This window comes from Lysobacter sp. F6437 (assembly GCF_052547215.1).
The window spans coordinates 966968-981729 of record NZ_JBQWRB010000001.1; the positions used below are offsets into that span (position 1 = coordinate 966968).

11 protein-coding genes and 5 tRNA genes are annotated in these 14762 nt (G+C 67.6%); 6 read left to right on the forward strand and 10 right to left on the reverse strand.

Features of this window, described 5'->3' with window-relative positions; all coding sequences use genetic code 11:
- Nucleotides 1-118: 118 nt before the first annotated feature.
- The 7 genes from clpP to ACT9F5_RS04520 all read right to left on the reverse strand — a co-directional run bounded on the left by clpP (nt 119) and on the right by ACT9F5_RS04520 (nt 3079).
- A complete protein-coding gene (gene clpP / locus ACT9F5_RS04490) occupies nt 119-745 on the reverse strand; it encodes an ATP-dependent Clp endopeptidase proteolytic subunit ClpP (RefSeq protein ID WP_445118714.1) in 627 nt (208 codons plus the stop codon).
- Between the two features lie 116 nt (nt 746-861).
- On the reverse strand, nt 862-2172 hold the full coding sequence (gene tig / locus ACT9F5_RS04495) for a trigger factor (RefSeq protein WP_445118715.1): 1311 nt from the start codon (nt 2170-2172) through the stop codon (nt 862-864).
- 259 nt (nt 2173-2431) lie between these two features.
- Nucleotides 2432-2516 (reverse strand) — tRNA-Leu (locus ACT9F5_RS04500).
- A gap of 122 nt (nt 2517-2638) precedes the next feature.
- A tRNA-Lys gene (locus ACT9F5_RS04505) sits at nt 2639-2714 on the reverse strand.
- Between the two features lie 63 nt (nt 2715-2777).
- Nucleotides 2778-2854 (reverse strand) — tRNA-His (locus tag ACT9F5_RS04510).
- A gap of 43 nt (nt 2855-2897) precedes the next feature.
- Nucleotides 2898-2974, reverse strand: a tRNA-Arg gene (locus tag ACT9F5_RS04515).
- Between the two features lie 28 nt (nt 2975-3002).
- Nucleotides 3003-3079 (reverse strand) — tRNA-Pro (locus tag ACT9F5_RS04520).
- Between the two features lie 158 nt (nt 3080-3237).
- Between ACT9F5_RS04520 and ACT9F5_RS04525 the strand changes: the two genes are divergently transcribed.
- On the forward strand, nt 3238-3993 hold the full coding sequence (locus ACT9F5_RS04525) for a Bax inhibitor-1/YccA family membrane protein (RefSeq protein WP_445118716.1): 756 nt from the start codon (nt 3238-3240) through the stop codon (nt 3991-3993).
- 60 nt (nt 3994-4053) lie between these two features.
- Here the strand turns inward: ACT9F5_RS04525 and ACT9F5_RS04530 are convergent, their stop codons facing one another.
- The 3 genes from ACT9F5_RS04530 to grxC form a co-directional block, all read right to left on the reverse strand.
- Nucleotides 4054-5430, reverse strand: coding sequence for a Na+/H+ antiporter NhaC family protein (locus tag ACT9F5_RS04530; RefSeq protein WP_445118717.1), 1377 nt, complete (start codon nt 5428-5430; stop codon nt 4054-4056).
- 247 nt (nt 5431-5677) lie between these two features.
- Complete coding sequence (locus ACT9F5_RS04535; RefSeq protein ID WP_445118718.1) at nt 5678-6685, reverse strand: isocitrate dehydrogenase; 1008 nt, start codon at nt 6683-6685, stop codon at nt 5678-5680.
- Nucleotides 6686-6761: 76 nt separating this feature from the next.
- Complete coding sequence (gene grxC, locus ACT9F5_RS04540) at nt 6762-7049, reverse strand: glutaredoxin 3 (RefSeq protein WP_445119496.1); 288 nt, start codon at nt 7047-7049, stop codon at nt 6762-6764.
- Nucleotides 7050-7089: 40 nt separating this feature from the next.
- Here grxC and ACT9F5_RS04545 point away from each other — a divergent pair, with 40 nt between their 5' ends.
- From ACT9F5_RS04545 to ppx, 5 genes are all read left to right on the forward strand, one after another.
- Complete coding sequence (locus ACT9F5_RS04545; RefSeq protein WP_445119497.1) at nt 7090-8781, forward strand: M48 family metalloprotease; 1692 nt, start codon at nt 7090-7092, stop codon at nt 8779-8781.
- A gap of 126 nt (nt 8782-8907) precedes the next feature.
- Nucleotides 8908-9636: a phosphate regulon transcriptional regulator PhoB gene (gene phoB / locus ACT9F5_RS04550; protein ID WP_445118719.1), complete on the forward strand. Its 729-nt coding sequence runs from the start codon at nt 8908-8910 to the stop codon at nt 9634-9636.
- Nucleotides 9637-9672: 36 nt separating this feature from the next.
- Nucleotides 9673-11013 (forward strand): phosphate regulon sensor histidine kinase PhoR, encoded by a 1341-nt coding sequence (gene phoR, locus ACT9F5_RS04555; RefSeq protein WP_445118720.1) that lies wholly within the window; start codon nt 9673-9675, stop codon nt 11011-11013.
- Entirely contained in the window at nt 11010-13169 is a 2160-nt protein-coding gene (gene ppk1, locus ACT9F5_RS04560; protein ID WP_445118721.1) for a polyphosphate kinase 1, read from the forward strand. Before phoR ends, ppk1 begins: the two co-directional genes overlap by 4 nt.
- Before the next feature lie 14 nt (nt 13170-13183).
- The gene (gene ppx / locus ACT9F5_RS04565) at nt 13184-14716 is read left to right on the forward strand and encodes an exopolyphosphatase (RefSeq protein ID WP_445118722.1); all 1533 of its coding nucleotides are present in this window, start codon (nt 13184-13186) and stop codon (nt 14714-14716) included.
- Nucleotides 14717-14762: the final 46 nt, after the last annotated feature.

Here is a 14762-nt window from a genome sequence, read left to right on the forward strand (position 1 = left end):
GCACAGCGTTCCGGGCGGCCATTGGGCCGTGCCGGAGGCTGCAAATCATTCTGGATCAATAACTTGGAGTCCAGCCGGGCGCCGGTTGCCGCCGTGCGATCCTGCCGCCCGGTAATCGTCACCCGGCCTGGATCGACTCGTCCGGACGGCGCTCCAGCACCTGGTCGACCAGACCGTAGTCGCGGGCGGCCTCGGCGCTCTTGAAGTTGTCGCGCTCGGTGTCGCGGGCGATCGTCTCCAGCGCCTGGCCGGTGTGCTTGGCCAGTACCTCGTTGAGCTTCTGCTTCAACGCCAGGATCTCGCGGGCGTGGATCTCGATGTCGCTGGCCTGGCCCTGGAAGCCGCCCAGCGGCTGGTGGATCATCACCCGCGAGTTCGGCAACGCGTAGCGCTTGCCCTTGGCACCGGCGGCCAGCAGCAGCGCGCCCATCGAGGCGGCCTGGCCGACGCAGATCGTGCTCACGTCGGGCTTGATGTACTGCATGGTGTCGTAGATCGCCATGCCGGCGGTGACCACGCCACCGGGCGAGTTGATGTACAGGCTGATGTCCTTCTCGGGGTTCTCGGCCTCGAGGAACAGCATCTGCGCAACGATGACGTTGGCGACGTGGTCGTCGATGCCGCCGACCAGGAAGATCACCCGCTCCTTCAGCAGGCGCGAGTAGATGTCGTACGCGCGCTCGCCGCGGCTGGTCTGTTCGACCACCATCGGCACGAGGTTCAGCGCTTGGGTTCGGTTATCCATCTGGACGGCACCTGTTGAATGACGTGGTGGGGCTTTGGCCCGGAGCAGTCGATATGCGGCCGGTCCGCGCCAACGCAAGAGGCGCCCGGCCCGCCAGCAAGCGGGCCGGTTGCAGCTTACTGCCGGATCGCGTCGCTGAACGACATCGCCTGTTCGGTGTGCTGGGCACGCTCGGCGATCCAGTCGATTACCTGCTCCTCCATCACCCGCCCCTGCAGGCCCGACATCAGCTGCTGGTCCTGGCGGTACAGGTCGATCACCTGCTGCGGCTCCTCGTAGGTCGAGGCGATCAGCTGCAGGGTCTCGTTGACGCGCTTGGGATCGAGCTTGAGTTCGTTGCGGCGCGCGACCTCGCCGACCAGCAGGCCGACCAGCACGCGCTTGCGGGCCACGTCGAGGAACTGCTCGTGGGCGTTGGCCGGCACATCGACCTTGCGACCCTGGCGGCGGGCCTGCTCGGCGGCATTGTTGGCCATGTCGCGGGCCTCGTTCTCGACCAGCTTGGCCGGCATCTCGACGCCGGCATAGGTCGCGATCAACTGCTCGCCGACCTCGCGGCGCAGGCGCGCCATCAGCGCGCCCTTGAGCTCGCGCTGCAGGTTGCTGCGGATGTCGGCGCGGAACTGCTCGGCGTCGCCGCTCTTGATGCCGAAACTCTTGATGAAACCGGCGTCGACTTCCGGCATGACCGGCTCGGATACCTTGGTCGCCTTGACGTTGACCGTGACCTTCTTGCCGGCGAACTGCGGCACGCGCCATTCGGCCGGGAATTCGACCTCGGCGTCCTTGTCCTCGCCCGCCTTGAGGCCGACCAGCGCCGCCTCGATCGCCGGGAACATCGCGGCCGAACCGATCACGGTGGCGCCGCGTTCGGCACCCTCCGCCGGCAGGCGCTCGCCATCGACGGTCGAGAAGGTTTCCAGCTCGACCGCATCGCCGGTCTGCGCGCCGCGCTCGACCGGGTTCCAGGTCCGGCGCTGCAGGCGCAGGTTCTCGACCATCGCGTCGATGTCCTCGTCCTTCACCTCGGCGGTGTGACGGATCACCTTCAGCGCGGAAACATCGATCTCGCCGAAGTCCGGCACCACCTCGAAGGTGGCGACATAGGCGAGGTTCTCGCCTTCGGTGACCGGCTCGATCTTCGGGTTGCCGGCGATCTGCAGCTCGTTCTCGCGCACGGCGGTGCCGAAGCTTTCGCGCAGCAGGCCGTCAAGCACTTCGGCGCGGACCTGCTGGCCGAAACGCTGCTCGATCACCTTGGTCGGCACCTTGCCGGGGCGGAAGCCCTTGATCTTGGCGCCCTTCGCGATCTCGCGCAGGCGGCCACCGACCTGGCTCTCCAGGCGCTCGGCCGGAAGGCTGAAGGTCATGCGGCGTTCGAGGTTGCCGATCGACTCGACCGACGCGGGCTGTTCCAAGGCTGGCATATCCACTCCTGCAACCGCGGCGGACAACCGCGGCACGATGATTTGATTTGATGAACGAACTTTCGATGGGACCCGGCGGGCCACGCGGCCACCCCGCGCCCGCGGCGGAACGCAATAGTTTCGCTGATTCCGGGCGCGGCCGCCAGTTGTGCGAGGTGGCCGTGCGAAAGGGGCCGACACGAGCAAAACCACCCAGCGGACAGCGCGCGGCTCGCGAACGCTCGTTTGGACTGCCCGGCTGCCGATTGCCTGCCCGGGTTGGTGCGAAAGGCGGGACTCGAACCCGCACGCCTTGCGGCACTGGCACCTAAAGCCAGGGCGTCTACCAATTCCGCCACTTTCGCGATGCCGGGCCGGACGCGGCCGGCGCGAGGCGATTCTAGGCCTCCGCCGTCGCCGCCGTCACGCCCGGAGGGTTCCGGACAAAGAAAAAAGCACCTGGCGCGAACCAGGTGCTTTTCCGATTTGGTGGGCCGTCAAGGATTCGAACCTTGGACCTATTGATTAAGAGTCAACTGCTCTACCAACTGAGCTAACGGCCCGCTAAGCGGTGAATTGTAGCAGGAAGTCCCTGCCTGGAATCAACACTTGCGCTGAACTGCAAGTGGGGTGGAAGACGGGATTCGAACCCGCGACCCCCGGAATCACAATCCGGTGCTCTAACCAACTGAGCTACATCCACCACGGAAAACAACCACTACAACATGAAGCATTGTCGCATCGACTGGCGCGCCCGGCAGGACTCGAACCTGCAACCACCGGCTTAGAAGGCCGGTGCTCTATCCGGTTGAGCTACGGGCGCCTGCAAGCATCTTACCGGCGCCGCTAGATGGTCGGGGCAGAGGGATTCGAACCCCCGACCCTCTGGTCCCAAACCAGATGCGCTACCAGACTGCGCTATGCCCCGATCCGGGCCCTCGTTGCACGCCAGTGCCGCGAAAGGCCGGTCATTTTGGGCGCGCGCCACGCCGGTGTCAACGAGTTCAGGCGCTGTCGGCGGGCCACGGCCGGGCCCGTGTATGCTCGCCACCAGACACTCATCAAAGCATCCACGGGGCAATTCCCATGATTCGCAGCGGCAACCCGGCTCTCAAGGAGTCGACCTTCCTCGACCTCGGCAGTGGCGCCATCGTGCGCGACGACGGCAACGTCATGACCCTCAACGGCACGGTCAACAAGACCGGCATGCTGTTGCTGCTGTGCGTGTTCAGCGCGGCGTTCGCCTGGAGCCAGGTGTCGACCCCGGCCGGGATCGTCGGCGCCGCACCCTACATGTGGGGCGGGCTGATCGGCGGGCTGGTGCTGGCACTGGTGACGATCTTCAAGAAGGAATGGTCGCCGGTCAGCGCGCCGCTGTACGCGGTGGTCGAGGGCCTGTTCCTCGGCGCGATCTCGGCGATGTACAACCACATGTATGAAGGCATCGTCATGCAGGCGGTGCTGCTGACCTTCGGCACCCTGTTCGCGATGCTGTTCTGCTACCGCTCGGGCCTGATCAAGGCCACCGAGAACTTCAAGATGGGCGTGGCGGCGGCGACCGGCGGCATCTTCCTGGTCTACCTGGCGAGCATGGTACTGGGCTTCTTCGGCATCAACATCCCGATGATCCACGAGTCGGGGCTGGTCGGTATCGGCTTCAGCCTGGTGGTGGTGGTGGTCGCGGCGCTGAACCTGGTGCTGGACTTCGATTTCATCGAGACCGGCGTCGAGAAGGGCGCGCCGAAGTACATGGAGTGGTACGGCGCGTTCGGCCTGATCGTCACCCTGGTGTGGCTGTACATCGAGTTCCTGCGGCTGCTGTCGAAGCTGCAGTCGCGCTGAGTCGCCAGCTTCATCGGCACCAGCCGGTCGATGTGGAAAGGGGCGCTTCGGCGCCCTTTTTCATGCGCCGCCGGCACCTTTTGGCGCGGCTCCGCCCGGTGCACCGCCGGCCAGCCGTGATGCGCGCGTCGGCCACAGCATGAAGCCGATCGCGACCAGCGCCAGCAGCCAGCAGTACCAGACCTTGCCGGCGATCAGCAGCGGCGACAGGCCGGCCAGCGAGCCGGCCAGCAGGATCTGCGCGCCGTAGGGCAGCACGCCCTGGACCACGCAGGAGAAGATGTCGAGCACACTGGCGGCGCGACGCGGGGTCACGCCATGGCGCCGGGCGATGTCGCGGGCGAGATCGCCGCCGACCAGGATCGCGACGGTGTTGTTGGCGGTCAGCGCGTCACCGCCGGCAGCGAGCGCGGCGATGCTGATCTCGCCGGCACGGCGACCGGTATGGCCACGGGCGAACTTCGCGATCGTCGCGGCCAGCCATTCGAGGCCGCCATTGGCCTTGATCAACGCGGCCAGTCCGCCGATCAGGATCGACAGCAGGGTGATCTCGACCATGCTCTCGAAACCGGCGTAGATATCGCTGGCGAAGCTGATCACGTCGTAACCATCGGCCAGCACATAACCGAAGACGCCGGCCACCAGCAGGCCGAGGCCGAGCACCAGCACCACGTCCAGGCCGAGCAGTGCCAGCACCAGCACCACCAGGTACGGCAACACCAGCCAGGCCGACGCCGCTTCGGGCGCGCTGACCGGCGCGGCGTCGCCGAGCACCGCCAACAGGGCGACGGTCGCCAGCGCCGCCGGCAGCGCGATCCTGAAGTTCTCGCGGAACTTCTCGTTCATCCGGCACCCTTGGCTGCGGGTCGCGGCGACGGTGGTGTCGGAGATGATCGACAGGTTGTCGCCGAACATCGCCCCGCCGACCACCGCGCCCAGCACCAGCGCCTGATCGATCCCGGCCGCGTCGGCCAGGCCGATCGAGATCGGCACCACCGCGGCGATCGTGCCCATCGAGGTGCCGATCGACAGCGACACAAACGCAGCGACGACGAACAGCCCCGGCAGGATCAGCGCCGGCGGCAACGCACCGAGGCCGAGCGCAACCACCGCGTCGACCGCGCCGATCGCCTTGGTCACGCTCGCGAAGGCGCCGGCCAGCAGGAACACCAGCACCATCAGCATGACGTTGCTGTGGCCCATGCCCTCGAGCAGGGTATCGACCGGCTTGATCCCGCGGCGCCACGCCAGCCACGCGCCGAGCGCCAGCGCCGGCAGGATCGCGACGGGCGCACGCAACTGGTAGAACCCCATCGCCTCGCCCTGCGCGGTGAAATACAGCCCCGCACCGAAGAACAGCAGCAGGAACAGCAGCAACGGGGTCAGCGCGATGGGGCTGGGCCGCGGGGCGGGAACCGGTGGGCGCGAATCATTCATCGCTTTATTCGGATGGAAAGAAACAAGAGCGCGATTGTGCCGCGACCCGCCACCCCTGTCGAGCATGCTGGTGGAACACTGTAGGAGCGGCTTTAGCCGCGATCCGGAGTTGGTACGGGCGAACGATTATCCGATCGCGGCTAAAACCGCTCCTACAAGAGCCCGATATCGCCGGGCCGTGCACCGGCAGTCCCCCAAAAAAAGGGGGCGCTCATGGCGCCCCGTCCGGTATCACGTGGATATCGCCTCAGACCCGGCTGGCGATCGCCTTGGCAAAACCCATGGTGTCGCCCTGCCCGCCCAGGTCGGGGGTCAGGTTGTCCTTGGCCTCCAGCGTGGCGACGATCGCGTCGCGCAGGCGGGTTGCCTTGTCGGCCATGCCGAGGTGGTCGAGCATCTGCGCGGCCGCCGACAGCAGCGCGCACGGGTTGGCCTTGCCCTGCCCGGCGATGTCCGGCGCGGTGCCGTGCACGGCTTCGAACATCGCCGCATCGGTGCCGATGTTGGCCCCCGGGGTCAGCCCCAGGCCGCCGATCAGGCCGGCGCACAGGTCGGAGATGATGTCGCCGAACAGGTTGGTGGTGACGATCACGTCGAACTGCTCCGGCCGCATCACCAGTTGCATGCAGGTGTTGTCGACGATCATCTCGTCGCACTCGATGTCCGGGTACTCGGCGGCGACGGCGCGCGCGGTTTTCAGGAACAGGCCGGAGGTCGACTTCAGGATGTTGGCCTTGTGCACCACGGTGACCTTCTTGCGGCCGGTCCTGCGGGCCAGCTCGAAGGCGTAGCGGACGATCCGCTCGGAGCCGCGGCGGGTGGTCCTGGTGATCGAGGTGGCGGTCTCGCCGTCCTCCGACACCGCCTGGCCTTCGGCGCTGTAGGCGCCTTCGGTGTTCTCGCGCACGGTGATCAGGTCCACCCCCGTCGGGAAGCGCGACTTGGTGTTCGGGAACGACTTGGCCGGGCGCACGTTTGCGTACAGGTCGAAGCGCTTGCGCAGCTCGACGTTGATCGAGGAGAAGCCGCCACCGACCGGGGTGGTCAGCGGGCTCTTCAGCGCCACCCGGTTCTTGCGGATCGAGTCCATGGTCGCCGCCGGCAGCAGCTCGCCGGTCTTCTCCAGCGCGACCAGGCCGGCGTCGGCGAATTCGTACTGCAGGCCGACGTCCATCGCGTCGAGCACGTGCAAGGTGGCGTCCATGATTTCCGGGCCGATACCGTCGCCACGGATGACCGTTATGGTCTGCGTCATTGGGGGATTCTTCCTGCTGGGGGGCGCGGCACTTGGCCGGCAAAAGCCCGTACGGCGCCGTGTGTGAACCGCGGAATTATGCCGCACCTTCCAACAGCGGTTCCAGCTTGCCCTCGCGGTGCAGCGCGATCATGTCGTCATAGCCGCCCACATGGGTATCGCCGATGAATATCTGCGGCACGCTGGTACGCCGGGTCAACGCCATCATCTTCTCGCGCTCGGCCGGGTCCTGGTCGATCCGGACCTCGGTCCACGCCTGGCCCTTGCTCTTGAGGAAGTTCTTGGCGGCAACGCAGTACGGGCAGACCGCGGACGTGTAGATGACGATCCCGGGGGTGGCGGGCGTTGTGTCGCTCAAGACGATTCTCCTGCGTGGGGTTGTGTTAATGAACTCGGACGACCGGATGTGGTCGAATGGTCGCGTTTGGACGTGTCATCGGATATGGGTCCTCGATCCCGGCATTTCCAGCCCGCCGCCACGGCCGCCGCAACTGTCCAGCGCCTCCAGGGAGTCAAGCTTGCGCCGCATCGTCCTGCTCACCGCCACCGCCACCCTCGCCCTGGCCAGCGTCTGCGCACCGGCCCAGGACTCGTTGCCAGATATCGGCTCGTCGGCGGGCCAGTTGCTGACGCCGCACCAGCAGGAACAATACGGCGCCATGATGCTGGCGCAGTTGCGCCACTATGACTACGTGCTGGAGGACCCGCTGGTGGACAGCTGGCTCGACAGCCTCGGCTCGCGCCTGGCTGCCAACAGCGATTCGCCACGCCAACCGTTCACCTTCTTCATGCTGCGCCAGCGCGAGATCAATGCGTTCGCCACGCTGGGCGGTTACGTCGCGGTCAACGCCGGCCTGGTGCTGGCGGCGGAGCGGGAGGACGAAGTCGCCGCGGTGATGTCGCACGAAATCGCCCACGTCAGCCAGGAACACGTGCTGCGCGGTGTCGAACGCGCCCAGCGCGACCAGTTGCCGATCCTGCTGGCGATGCTCGGCGCGGTGGTGCTGGCCCAGTCGGCCGGCGGCAACTCCAGCGACGACGCGGCGCAGGCGGCGATCGTGTCCGGCCTCGGCCTGATGCAGCAGCGCCAGATCAACTACACCCGGTCCAACGAGCACGAGGCTGACCGGCTCGGCATCCAGACGTTGTCGCGCAGCCACTACGACACCGACGCGATGGCCGAGTTCTTCGTCACCATGCAGACGCGTTCGCGGGCCAACGGGGCCGGGGCCTACGACACGCCCGACTACCTGCGGACCCACCCGGTCACCACCACCCGCATCAGCGAGGCGAAGTCGCGTTCGGAGCAGTTGCAACGCTCCGGCGGCGGCTTCACGGCCGCCCCCATCGCCACCGACAATCCGCTGCTTCCCGGCGGCCTGACGATTTCCAGCGACGTGCTGGCACGCGGCGGTACCGGCGAGTTCGAGCTGGCCCGCGAGCGACTGCGGGTGCTGAGCGCGGACAGCCCGCGCGCGGCCCTGCGCGAATACGAACAGCTGGCCCGCAGCGGCAAGCTGGACGAGGCGCAACGTTACGGGCGGGCGGTTGCCCGCCTGCGCGCGAATGAAATCGCGGCGGCGATCGACGACCTGGCGGCACTGCTCGAGGATCGTCCCGGCGACCTCTGGATCGAGCTGGGGCTGGCCGAGGCGCAGGCCCGCGGCAGCCAGCGCGACGCCGCGGACGAACGGTTCGCCAGCCTGCTCGCCCGCGCGCCCAACAACCGTGCCGTCGCCCTGACCTATGCCCAGGTGCTGTCCGAACGCAACACCACCGAAGCAGGCAAGCATGCCCAGGCGGTATTGCGGCCATTGCTGGCGCGGTCCTCGGACGACCCCGCGTTCCAGCGGATCTATGCGCGCGCCAGCGAGGTCGCCGGGGAACCGGTCCGCGCCGGCGAGGCCTATGCGGAGGCGGCCTTCCTGGGCGGTCGCGCGGAACAGGCACTGATCCAGCTGAATACGTTGAAGAAGCGGCCCGAGGTCGACTATTACGCACGCGCCCGGATCGAGGCCCGGATCGCGCAGATCACGCCGGTGGTACTCGAACTGCACCGCCAGGGCATCTATGACGAGGTGCTCGACCGGCGCTGAGCATCGTGACAGTCCCGCGACGCTGTCATGGTCGTGTCACAAAACGGTAGTGTACTGGGGCGGCCTCGGGGCATGGCCGGAACACCGCCTCCCGGGAAGGCCTCCGCCCCTGCCCCTCGGTGACCCGTGCAGAAACGCATCCTGATCGTCGAAGACGAACCCGCCATCCGCGACATGGTGGCCTTCGCCCTGCGCAAGGGCGAATACGACCCGGTCCACGCCGGCGACGCCCGCGAGGCCCAGGCCGCGATCGCCGACCGCGTGCCCGACCTGATCCTGCTCGACTGGATGCTGCCCGGCACCAGTGGCCTGGAGCTGGCCCGGCGCTGGCGCAAGGAGTCGCTGACCCGCGAGATCCCGATCATCATGCTGACCGCGCGCGGGGAGGAGAACGACCGTGTCGGCGGCCTCGAGGCCGGGGTCGACGACTACGTGGTGAAACCCTTCTCGGCACGCGAACTGCTGGCCCGGATCCGCGCGGTGCTGCGACGCTCGCGCGAGGACGACGAGGACGGCAGCATCGACGTCGGCGCGCTGCGGATCGACGGTTTGGCGCACCGGGTGTTCGCCCGTGGCGAGGCAGTCAGTGGCGAGGCCCGCGGCCCGGACCAGCCGGTCCAGATCGGACCCACCGAATACCGGCTGCTGCACTTCTTCATGACCCATCCCGAGCGCGTCTACTCCCGGACCCAACTGCTCGACCACGTATGGGGCGGCAGCGTCTACGTCGAGGAACGCACGGTCGACGTGCACATCCGTCGGCTGCGCAAGACGCTGGAGCCGTATGAACTGGACGGCATGATTCAGACCGTGCGCGGCTCGGGCTACCGGTTCTCCGCCGCGATGACCGACTGACCGCGGCGGTCACGTCATTTGACGGATACTCGATCCATGCCTCCGCACGCCCGCACCGCCTGGTTCCGGACCCTCGGCCTGCTCTTCGTGGTCCTGGTGGGCGCGGCCGTGCTCGGTATCGTGATCGGCTATCCATGGCAGGTGCTGGCGATCGTCGCGCTGGGCGTGGTGGGTTGGCACTACTGGCGGCTGCACCGCGTGCTCGGCCGCCTGACCGCCCGCCAACGCTACGCACCGCCGGACGGCATCGGGGTCTGGAATGAACTCGACCGCCTGCTGCATCGCGGCCAGGTCGAGATGCGGGGACGCAAGCGCCGCCTGGTCGAGATGCTGCGCGCCTATCGCGCCGCGGCCGCCGCGTTGCCGGACGCGATCGTGGTGGTGGACCGCAACAGCCAGCGCATCCAGTGGTTCAACGAGACCAGCACGCCGCTGCTGGGCCTGCACTATCCCGACGACATCGATGCACCGCTGGTGCAGCGCCTGCAGCCACTGCCACTTGCGCACTGGCTGGCCGGTGGCCGCAATGCCGAAGCGCTGGAAACACCGTCGCCGCTCAACAGCTCGACCACGCTGAGCCTGCGCCTGATCCCCTACTCGGAAAACCTGTGGCTGCTGGTCGCACGCGACGTCACCCGGCTGCTGCAACTGGAGCAGATGCGTCGCGACTTCGTCGCCAATGTCTCGCACGAACTGCGCACGCCACTGACCGTGATCCATGGCTACCTGGACATGATCGAGCAGGAAGACCTGCCGGAATGGCAGCCTATGTTCAACGAAATGCAGCGCCAGTCGCAGCGCATGACCCAACTGGTGGAAGACCTGTTGACGCTGTCGCGACTGGAATCGCAGGGCACCCTGTCGGCCGAGGAGACCGTCGCGATGGCGCCGGTGCTCAACACGCTGCGGCGCGAGGCCATCGCGCTGAGCCAGGGCAGGCACCGGATCAACGTCGAGGACAGCGCGACGGTCGACCTGTTCGGTTCCAACAAGGAATTGCACAGCGCGTTCTCCAACCTCGTCAGCAATGCCGTCCGCTATACCCCTGCCGGCGGCGAGATCGGCATCCGGTTCCTGCGTGCGGGCCGGGGCGTGGCGCTGGAAGTGAGCGACAGCGGCTACGGCATCCCGGCCGCGCACCTGCCGCGGATCACCGAGCGCTTCTACCGGGTATCGACCAGCCGCTCGCGCGAAAGTGGCGGCACCGGGCTGGGCCTGGCGATCGTCAAGCACATCCTCAACCTGCACCAGGCCCGGCTGGAGATCACCAGCGAAGTCGGCCGTGGCAGCACCTTCGCCTGCCACTTCGGCAGTGAGCGCATCCGTCCGCGCGATGCAGGTGACGCCGATACCGGACGCGCGGAGGCGCATGCATGACCCGTCCCGATGACACGACCGCAAACCCGGCCGGAACCCGGGACAACGTCAGCCAGGCGACGGAGACGCCAGCCCCGTCCGAGCCGGCGCACGGCAACGACGACGATCCGTGGCGCGACCCGACGCTGTACTTCAATCGCGAACTGTCGCAACTGGACTTCAACTTCCGTGTCCTCGCCCAGGCCCAGGATCCGCAGGTGCCGCTGCTGGAACGGTTGAAGTTCCTGTGCATCAGTTGCACCAACCTCGACGAGTTCTTCGAGATCCGCGCCGGCACCCTGCGCCACGCGCACGACCTCGGGCTGGTGGCCGGCCCCGACGGGCTTGCGCCGGCCACCGTGCTGGGGCGCATCCACGACCGCGCGGCGGAACTGGTCGGCGCGCAGTACGACTGCTGGAACGACATGCTGCGACCCGCCCTGAACAAGGCCGGCGTGCGCGTGCTCTCGCGCGACCACTGGAACCCCGCGCAGTCCCGCTGGCTGCGCGACTACTTCCGCGACGAGGTCATGCCGGTGCTGTCACCGCTGGGCCTGGACCCGGCACATCCGTTCCCGAAGATCCTCAACAAGTCGCTCAACATCGTGGTGGTGCTGCACGGCCGCGACGCGTTCGGCCGCGAGGGCAACCTGGCGATCGTGCGCGCGCCGCGCTCGCTGCCGCGCATCATCCAGATCCCCGAATCGGTGAGCGGCGGCCCGCACGACTTCGTGTTCCTCTCCAGCGTGCTGTCGACCTTCGTCGACGAGCTGTTCCCGGGCATGGAGGTCGAAGGTGCATACCAGTTCCGGGTGACCCGCAACTCGGAGCTTCTGGTCGACGAGGAGGAAGTCGGCAACATCGCGCTGGCCCTGCGCGACGAACTGGTCGGCCGCGGCTACCTGCGCGCGGTGCGGCTGGAGATCGCCGAGCAGTGCCCCGAGCCGATCGTGCGCACGCTGCTGGACAACTTCGACCTGCCCGCCAACGCGGTCTACCGGATCGATGGGGCGGTCAACCTCAACCGGGTGATCCAGGTGTACGACCTGGTCCAGCGGCCCGACCTGAAGTTCCCGCCGTTCCAGCCGCGGCCGTTGCCCGGCAGCGACAGCATGTTCGATACCGTGTCGCGCGGCGACGTGCTGCTGCACCATCCGTTCGACGCGTTCACGCCGGTGCTGGAACTGCTGCGACAGGCGGCCGAAGACCCCAGCGTGCTGGCGATCAAGCAGACGCTGTACCGCTCGGGCAAGGATTCGCAGATCGTCGAGCAGTTGGTCCAGGCCGCGCGCAAGGGCAAGGACGTGACCGTGGTGGTCGAGCTGCGCGCGCGCTTCGACGAGGAGGCGAACCTCGGTTTCGCCGACCGCCTGCAGGAGGCCGGGGTGCAGGTGGTGTACGGCGTGGTCGGCTACAAGACCCACGCCAAGATGCTGCTGGTGGTGCGCCGCGAGGGCGCGCGCCTGCGACGCTACGTGCACCTGGGCACCGGCAACTACCATGCCGGCACCGCGCGGCAGTACACCGACATCGGCCTGGTCACCGCCAACCCCGACATCGGCAACGACGTCCACCTGATCTTCCAGCAACTGTCCGGGCTCGCGCCGCGGCTCAAGCTCAAGTGCCTGCTGCAATCACCATTCACCCTGCATGCCGGGGTGCTGCAGCGCATCGAGCGCGAAACCGCCCACGCGCAGGCCGGTCGGCCTGCGCGCATCATCGCCAAGATGAATGCCCTCAACGAGGTTCGCGTGGTGAGTGCGCTCTACCGCGCCTCGCAGGCCGGCGTGCAGATCGACCTGATCGTACGCGGCGCCTGCACCCTGCGACCCGGCGTGCCGGGGGTGAGCGACAACATCCGGGTGCGTTCGATCGTCGGGCGCTTCCTCGAGCACAGCCGCGTGTACTGGTTCGGCAATGACGGCGCGCCCGAACTGTTCGGTGCGAGCGCCGACTGGCTGGAACGCAACCTGCTGCGCCGGGTCGAGACCTGCTTCCCGATCCTCGACCCCGGGCTCGCCGTCCGCGTGCACGAGGAAGTGTTGTCGAACTACCTCGCCGACAACCTCAATGCCTGGGCGCTGCAACCCGACGGCAGCTACACCCGGATCGAGCCGCACGATGACGCCGCGCCGCATTCCGGGCAGGCCTGCCTGTTGGCCAAGCTTTGCGGATGAAGGATCATTCCGCGATGACGGACATCTTCCCGAGCGCCGCCCTGCCATTGCAGGACGGCGACCTGCTCGCCGCGGTCGACCTCGGATCAAACAGCTTCCACATGGTGGTCTCGCAGTACCTGCTGGGCCAGTTGCGCGTGGTCGACCGGTTGCGCGAACAGGTGCGGTTGGCCGAGGGCCTGGACGGTCGCGGCCACCTGTCGGCCGAGGTGCGGCAGCGTGCGTTCGAATGCCTGTCGCGGTTCGGCCAGCGCATCCGCGACATCCCGCCGCAGCAGGTCCGCGCGATCGCGACCAACACCGTGCGCCGGCTGGCCTCGCCGCAATCGTTCCTGATGCCGGCCGAGAGCGCACTCGGCCACGCCATCGAAGTGGTCGCCGGCCGTGAGGAGGCGCGCCTGATCTACCTTGGCGTGGCACACGCGCAGCCGTCCAAGCCGGACGAGTTGCGGCTGGTGATCGATATCGGCGGCGGTTCCACCGAATGCATCATCGGCAGCGGCTTCGAGGCGATCGAACGCGAGAGCCTGCAACTGGGCTGCGTGGCCAGCACGATGCGCTTCTTCGGCGACGGCAAGCTTACCCGGCGTCGCTGGCGCGAGGCACTGGTCGAGGTCACCGCTGAATTCCAGCAGTTCGCCGCGGCCTACCGTGCGCTCGGGTGGACCGACGCGATCGGCGCTTCCGGCACCAACAAGGCCATCGGCGACATCTGCGCGGCGATGAAGTTGACCAAGGGCGCAGTCACCGCCGAGGCACTGCCGCAGGTGCGCGACCGCCTGCTCCAGGCCGGCCGGATCGACGCGATCGACCTGCCCGGATTGTCCGCCGACCGTCGCCCGATCATTGCCGGCGGGCTGCTGATCCTCGAGGCCGCGTTCGATGCTCTCGACCTGCAGCGCCTGATGATCAGCAAGGCGGCGATGCGCGAGGGCGTGCTCTACGACATGCTCGGCCGCGGCGGCGTCGACGATCCGCGCGATGCGTCGGTCGCGGCGCTGATGCTTCGCTACGGCATCGACAAGGTCCAGTCCGGACGCGTCGAGGCGACGATGCTCCGGCTGTTCGACCAGGTCGCCGACGGCTGGCAACTGGGCATCGACGACCGGCTGATGCTCAGCCGCGCCGCGCGCCTGCACGAGCTGGGCCTGACCATCGCCCACAGCCAGTACCAGGTGCACGGCGCCTACGTGGTCGAACACACCGATATTTCCGGCTTCTCGCGCCAGCAGCAACAGTTCCTCGCCGCACTGGTGCGCACCCACCGGCGCAAGGTGCCCAGGTCCGCGTTCGATGCCCTGCCCGATCGTCTCTTGCCCGCGGTCCGCCGCAGCGCCGCATTGCTGAGGCTGGCGGTACTGGTGCACCGTGCCCACGAAGCCGATCCGATCCCGCGCCTTGATGCCCACGTGGACGGCGAAAACCTCACATTGAGCCTCGACCAGCGCTGGCTGGAAGCCAGGCCGCTGCTGAAGGCCGACCTGGAGGGCGAGCCGCACGATATCGCGGCACTGGGAATCAAGCTGCGGATCGAGACCACCCCGTAACGCGTCATCCGACCGTCATCGCCCTGCAATCCGCGTGACATGCCGC

Excerpts from the sequence above, each read along its gene's own strand:
- clpP (WP_445118714.1), bottom strand. The coding sequence starts at position 745 with ATGGATAACCGAACCCAAGCGCTGAACCTCGTGCCGATGGTGGTCGAA.
- tig (WP_445118715.1), bottom strand. The coding sequence starts at position 2,172 with ATGCCAGCCTTGGAACAGCCCGCGTCGGTCGAGTCGATCGGCAACCTC.
- ACT9F5_RS04525 (WP_445118716.1), top strand. The coding sequence starts at position 3,238 with ATGATTCGCAGCGGCAACCCGGCTCTCAAGGAGTCGACCTTCCTCGAC.
- ACT9F5_RS04530 (WP_445118717.1), bottom strand. The coding sequence starts at position 5,430 with ATGAATGATTCGCGCCCACCGGTTCCCGCCCCGCGGCCCAGCCCCATC.
- ACT9F5_RS04535 (WP_445118718.1), bottom strand. The coding sequence starts at position 6,685 with ATGACGCAGACCATAACGGTCATCCGTGGCGACGGTATCGGCCCGGAA.
- ACT9F5_RS04545 (WP_445119497.1), top strand. The coding sequence starts at position 7,090 with ATGTGGTCGAATGGTCGCGTTTGGACGTGTCATCGGATATGGGTCCTC.
- phoR (WP_445118720.1), top strand. The coding sequence starts at position 9,673 with ATGCCTCCGCACGCCCGCACCGCCTGGTTCCGGACCCTCGGCCTGCTC.
- ppk1 (WP_445118721.1), top strand. The coding sequence starts at position 11,010 with ATGACCCGTCCCGATGACACGACCGCAAACCCGGCCGGAACCCGGGAC.
- ppx (WP_445118722.1), top strand. The coding sequence starts at position 13,184 with ATGACGGACATCTTCCCGAGCGCCGCCCTGCCATTGCAGGACGGCGAC.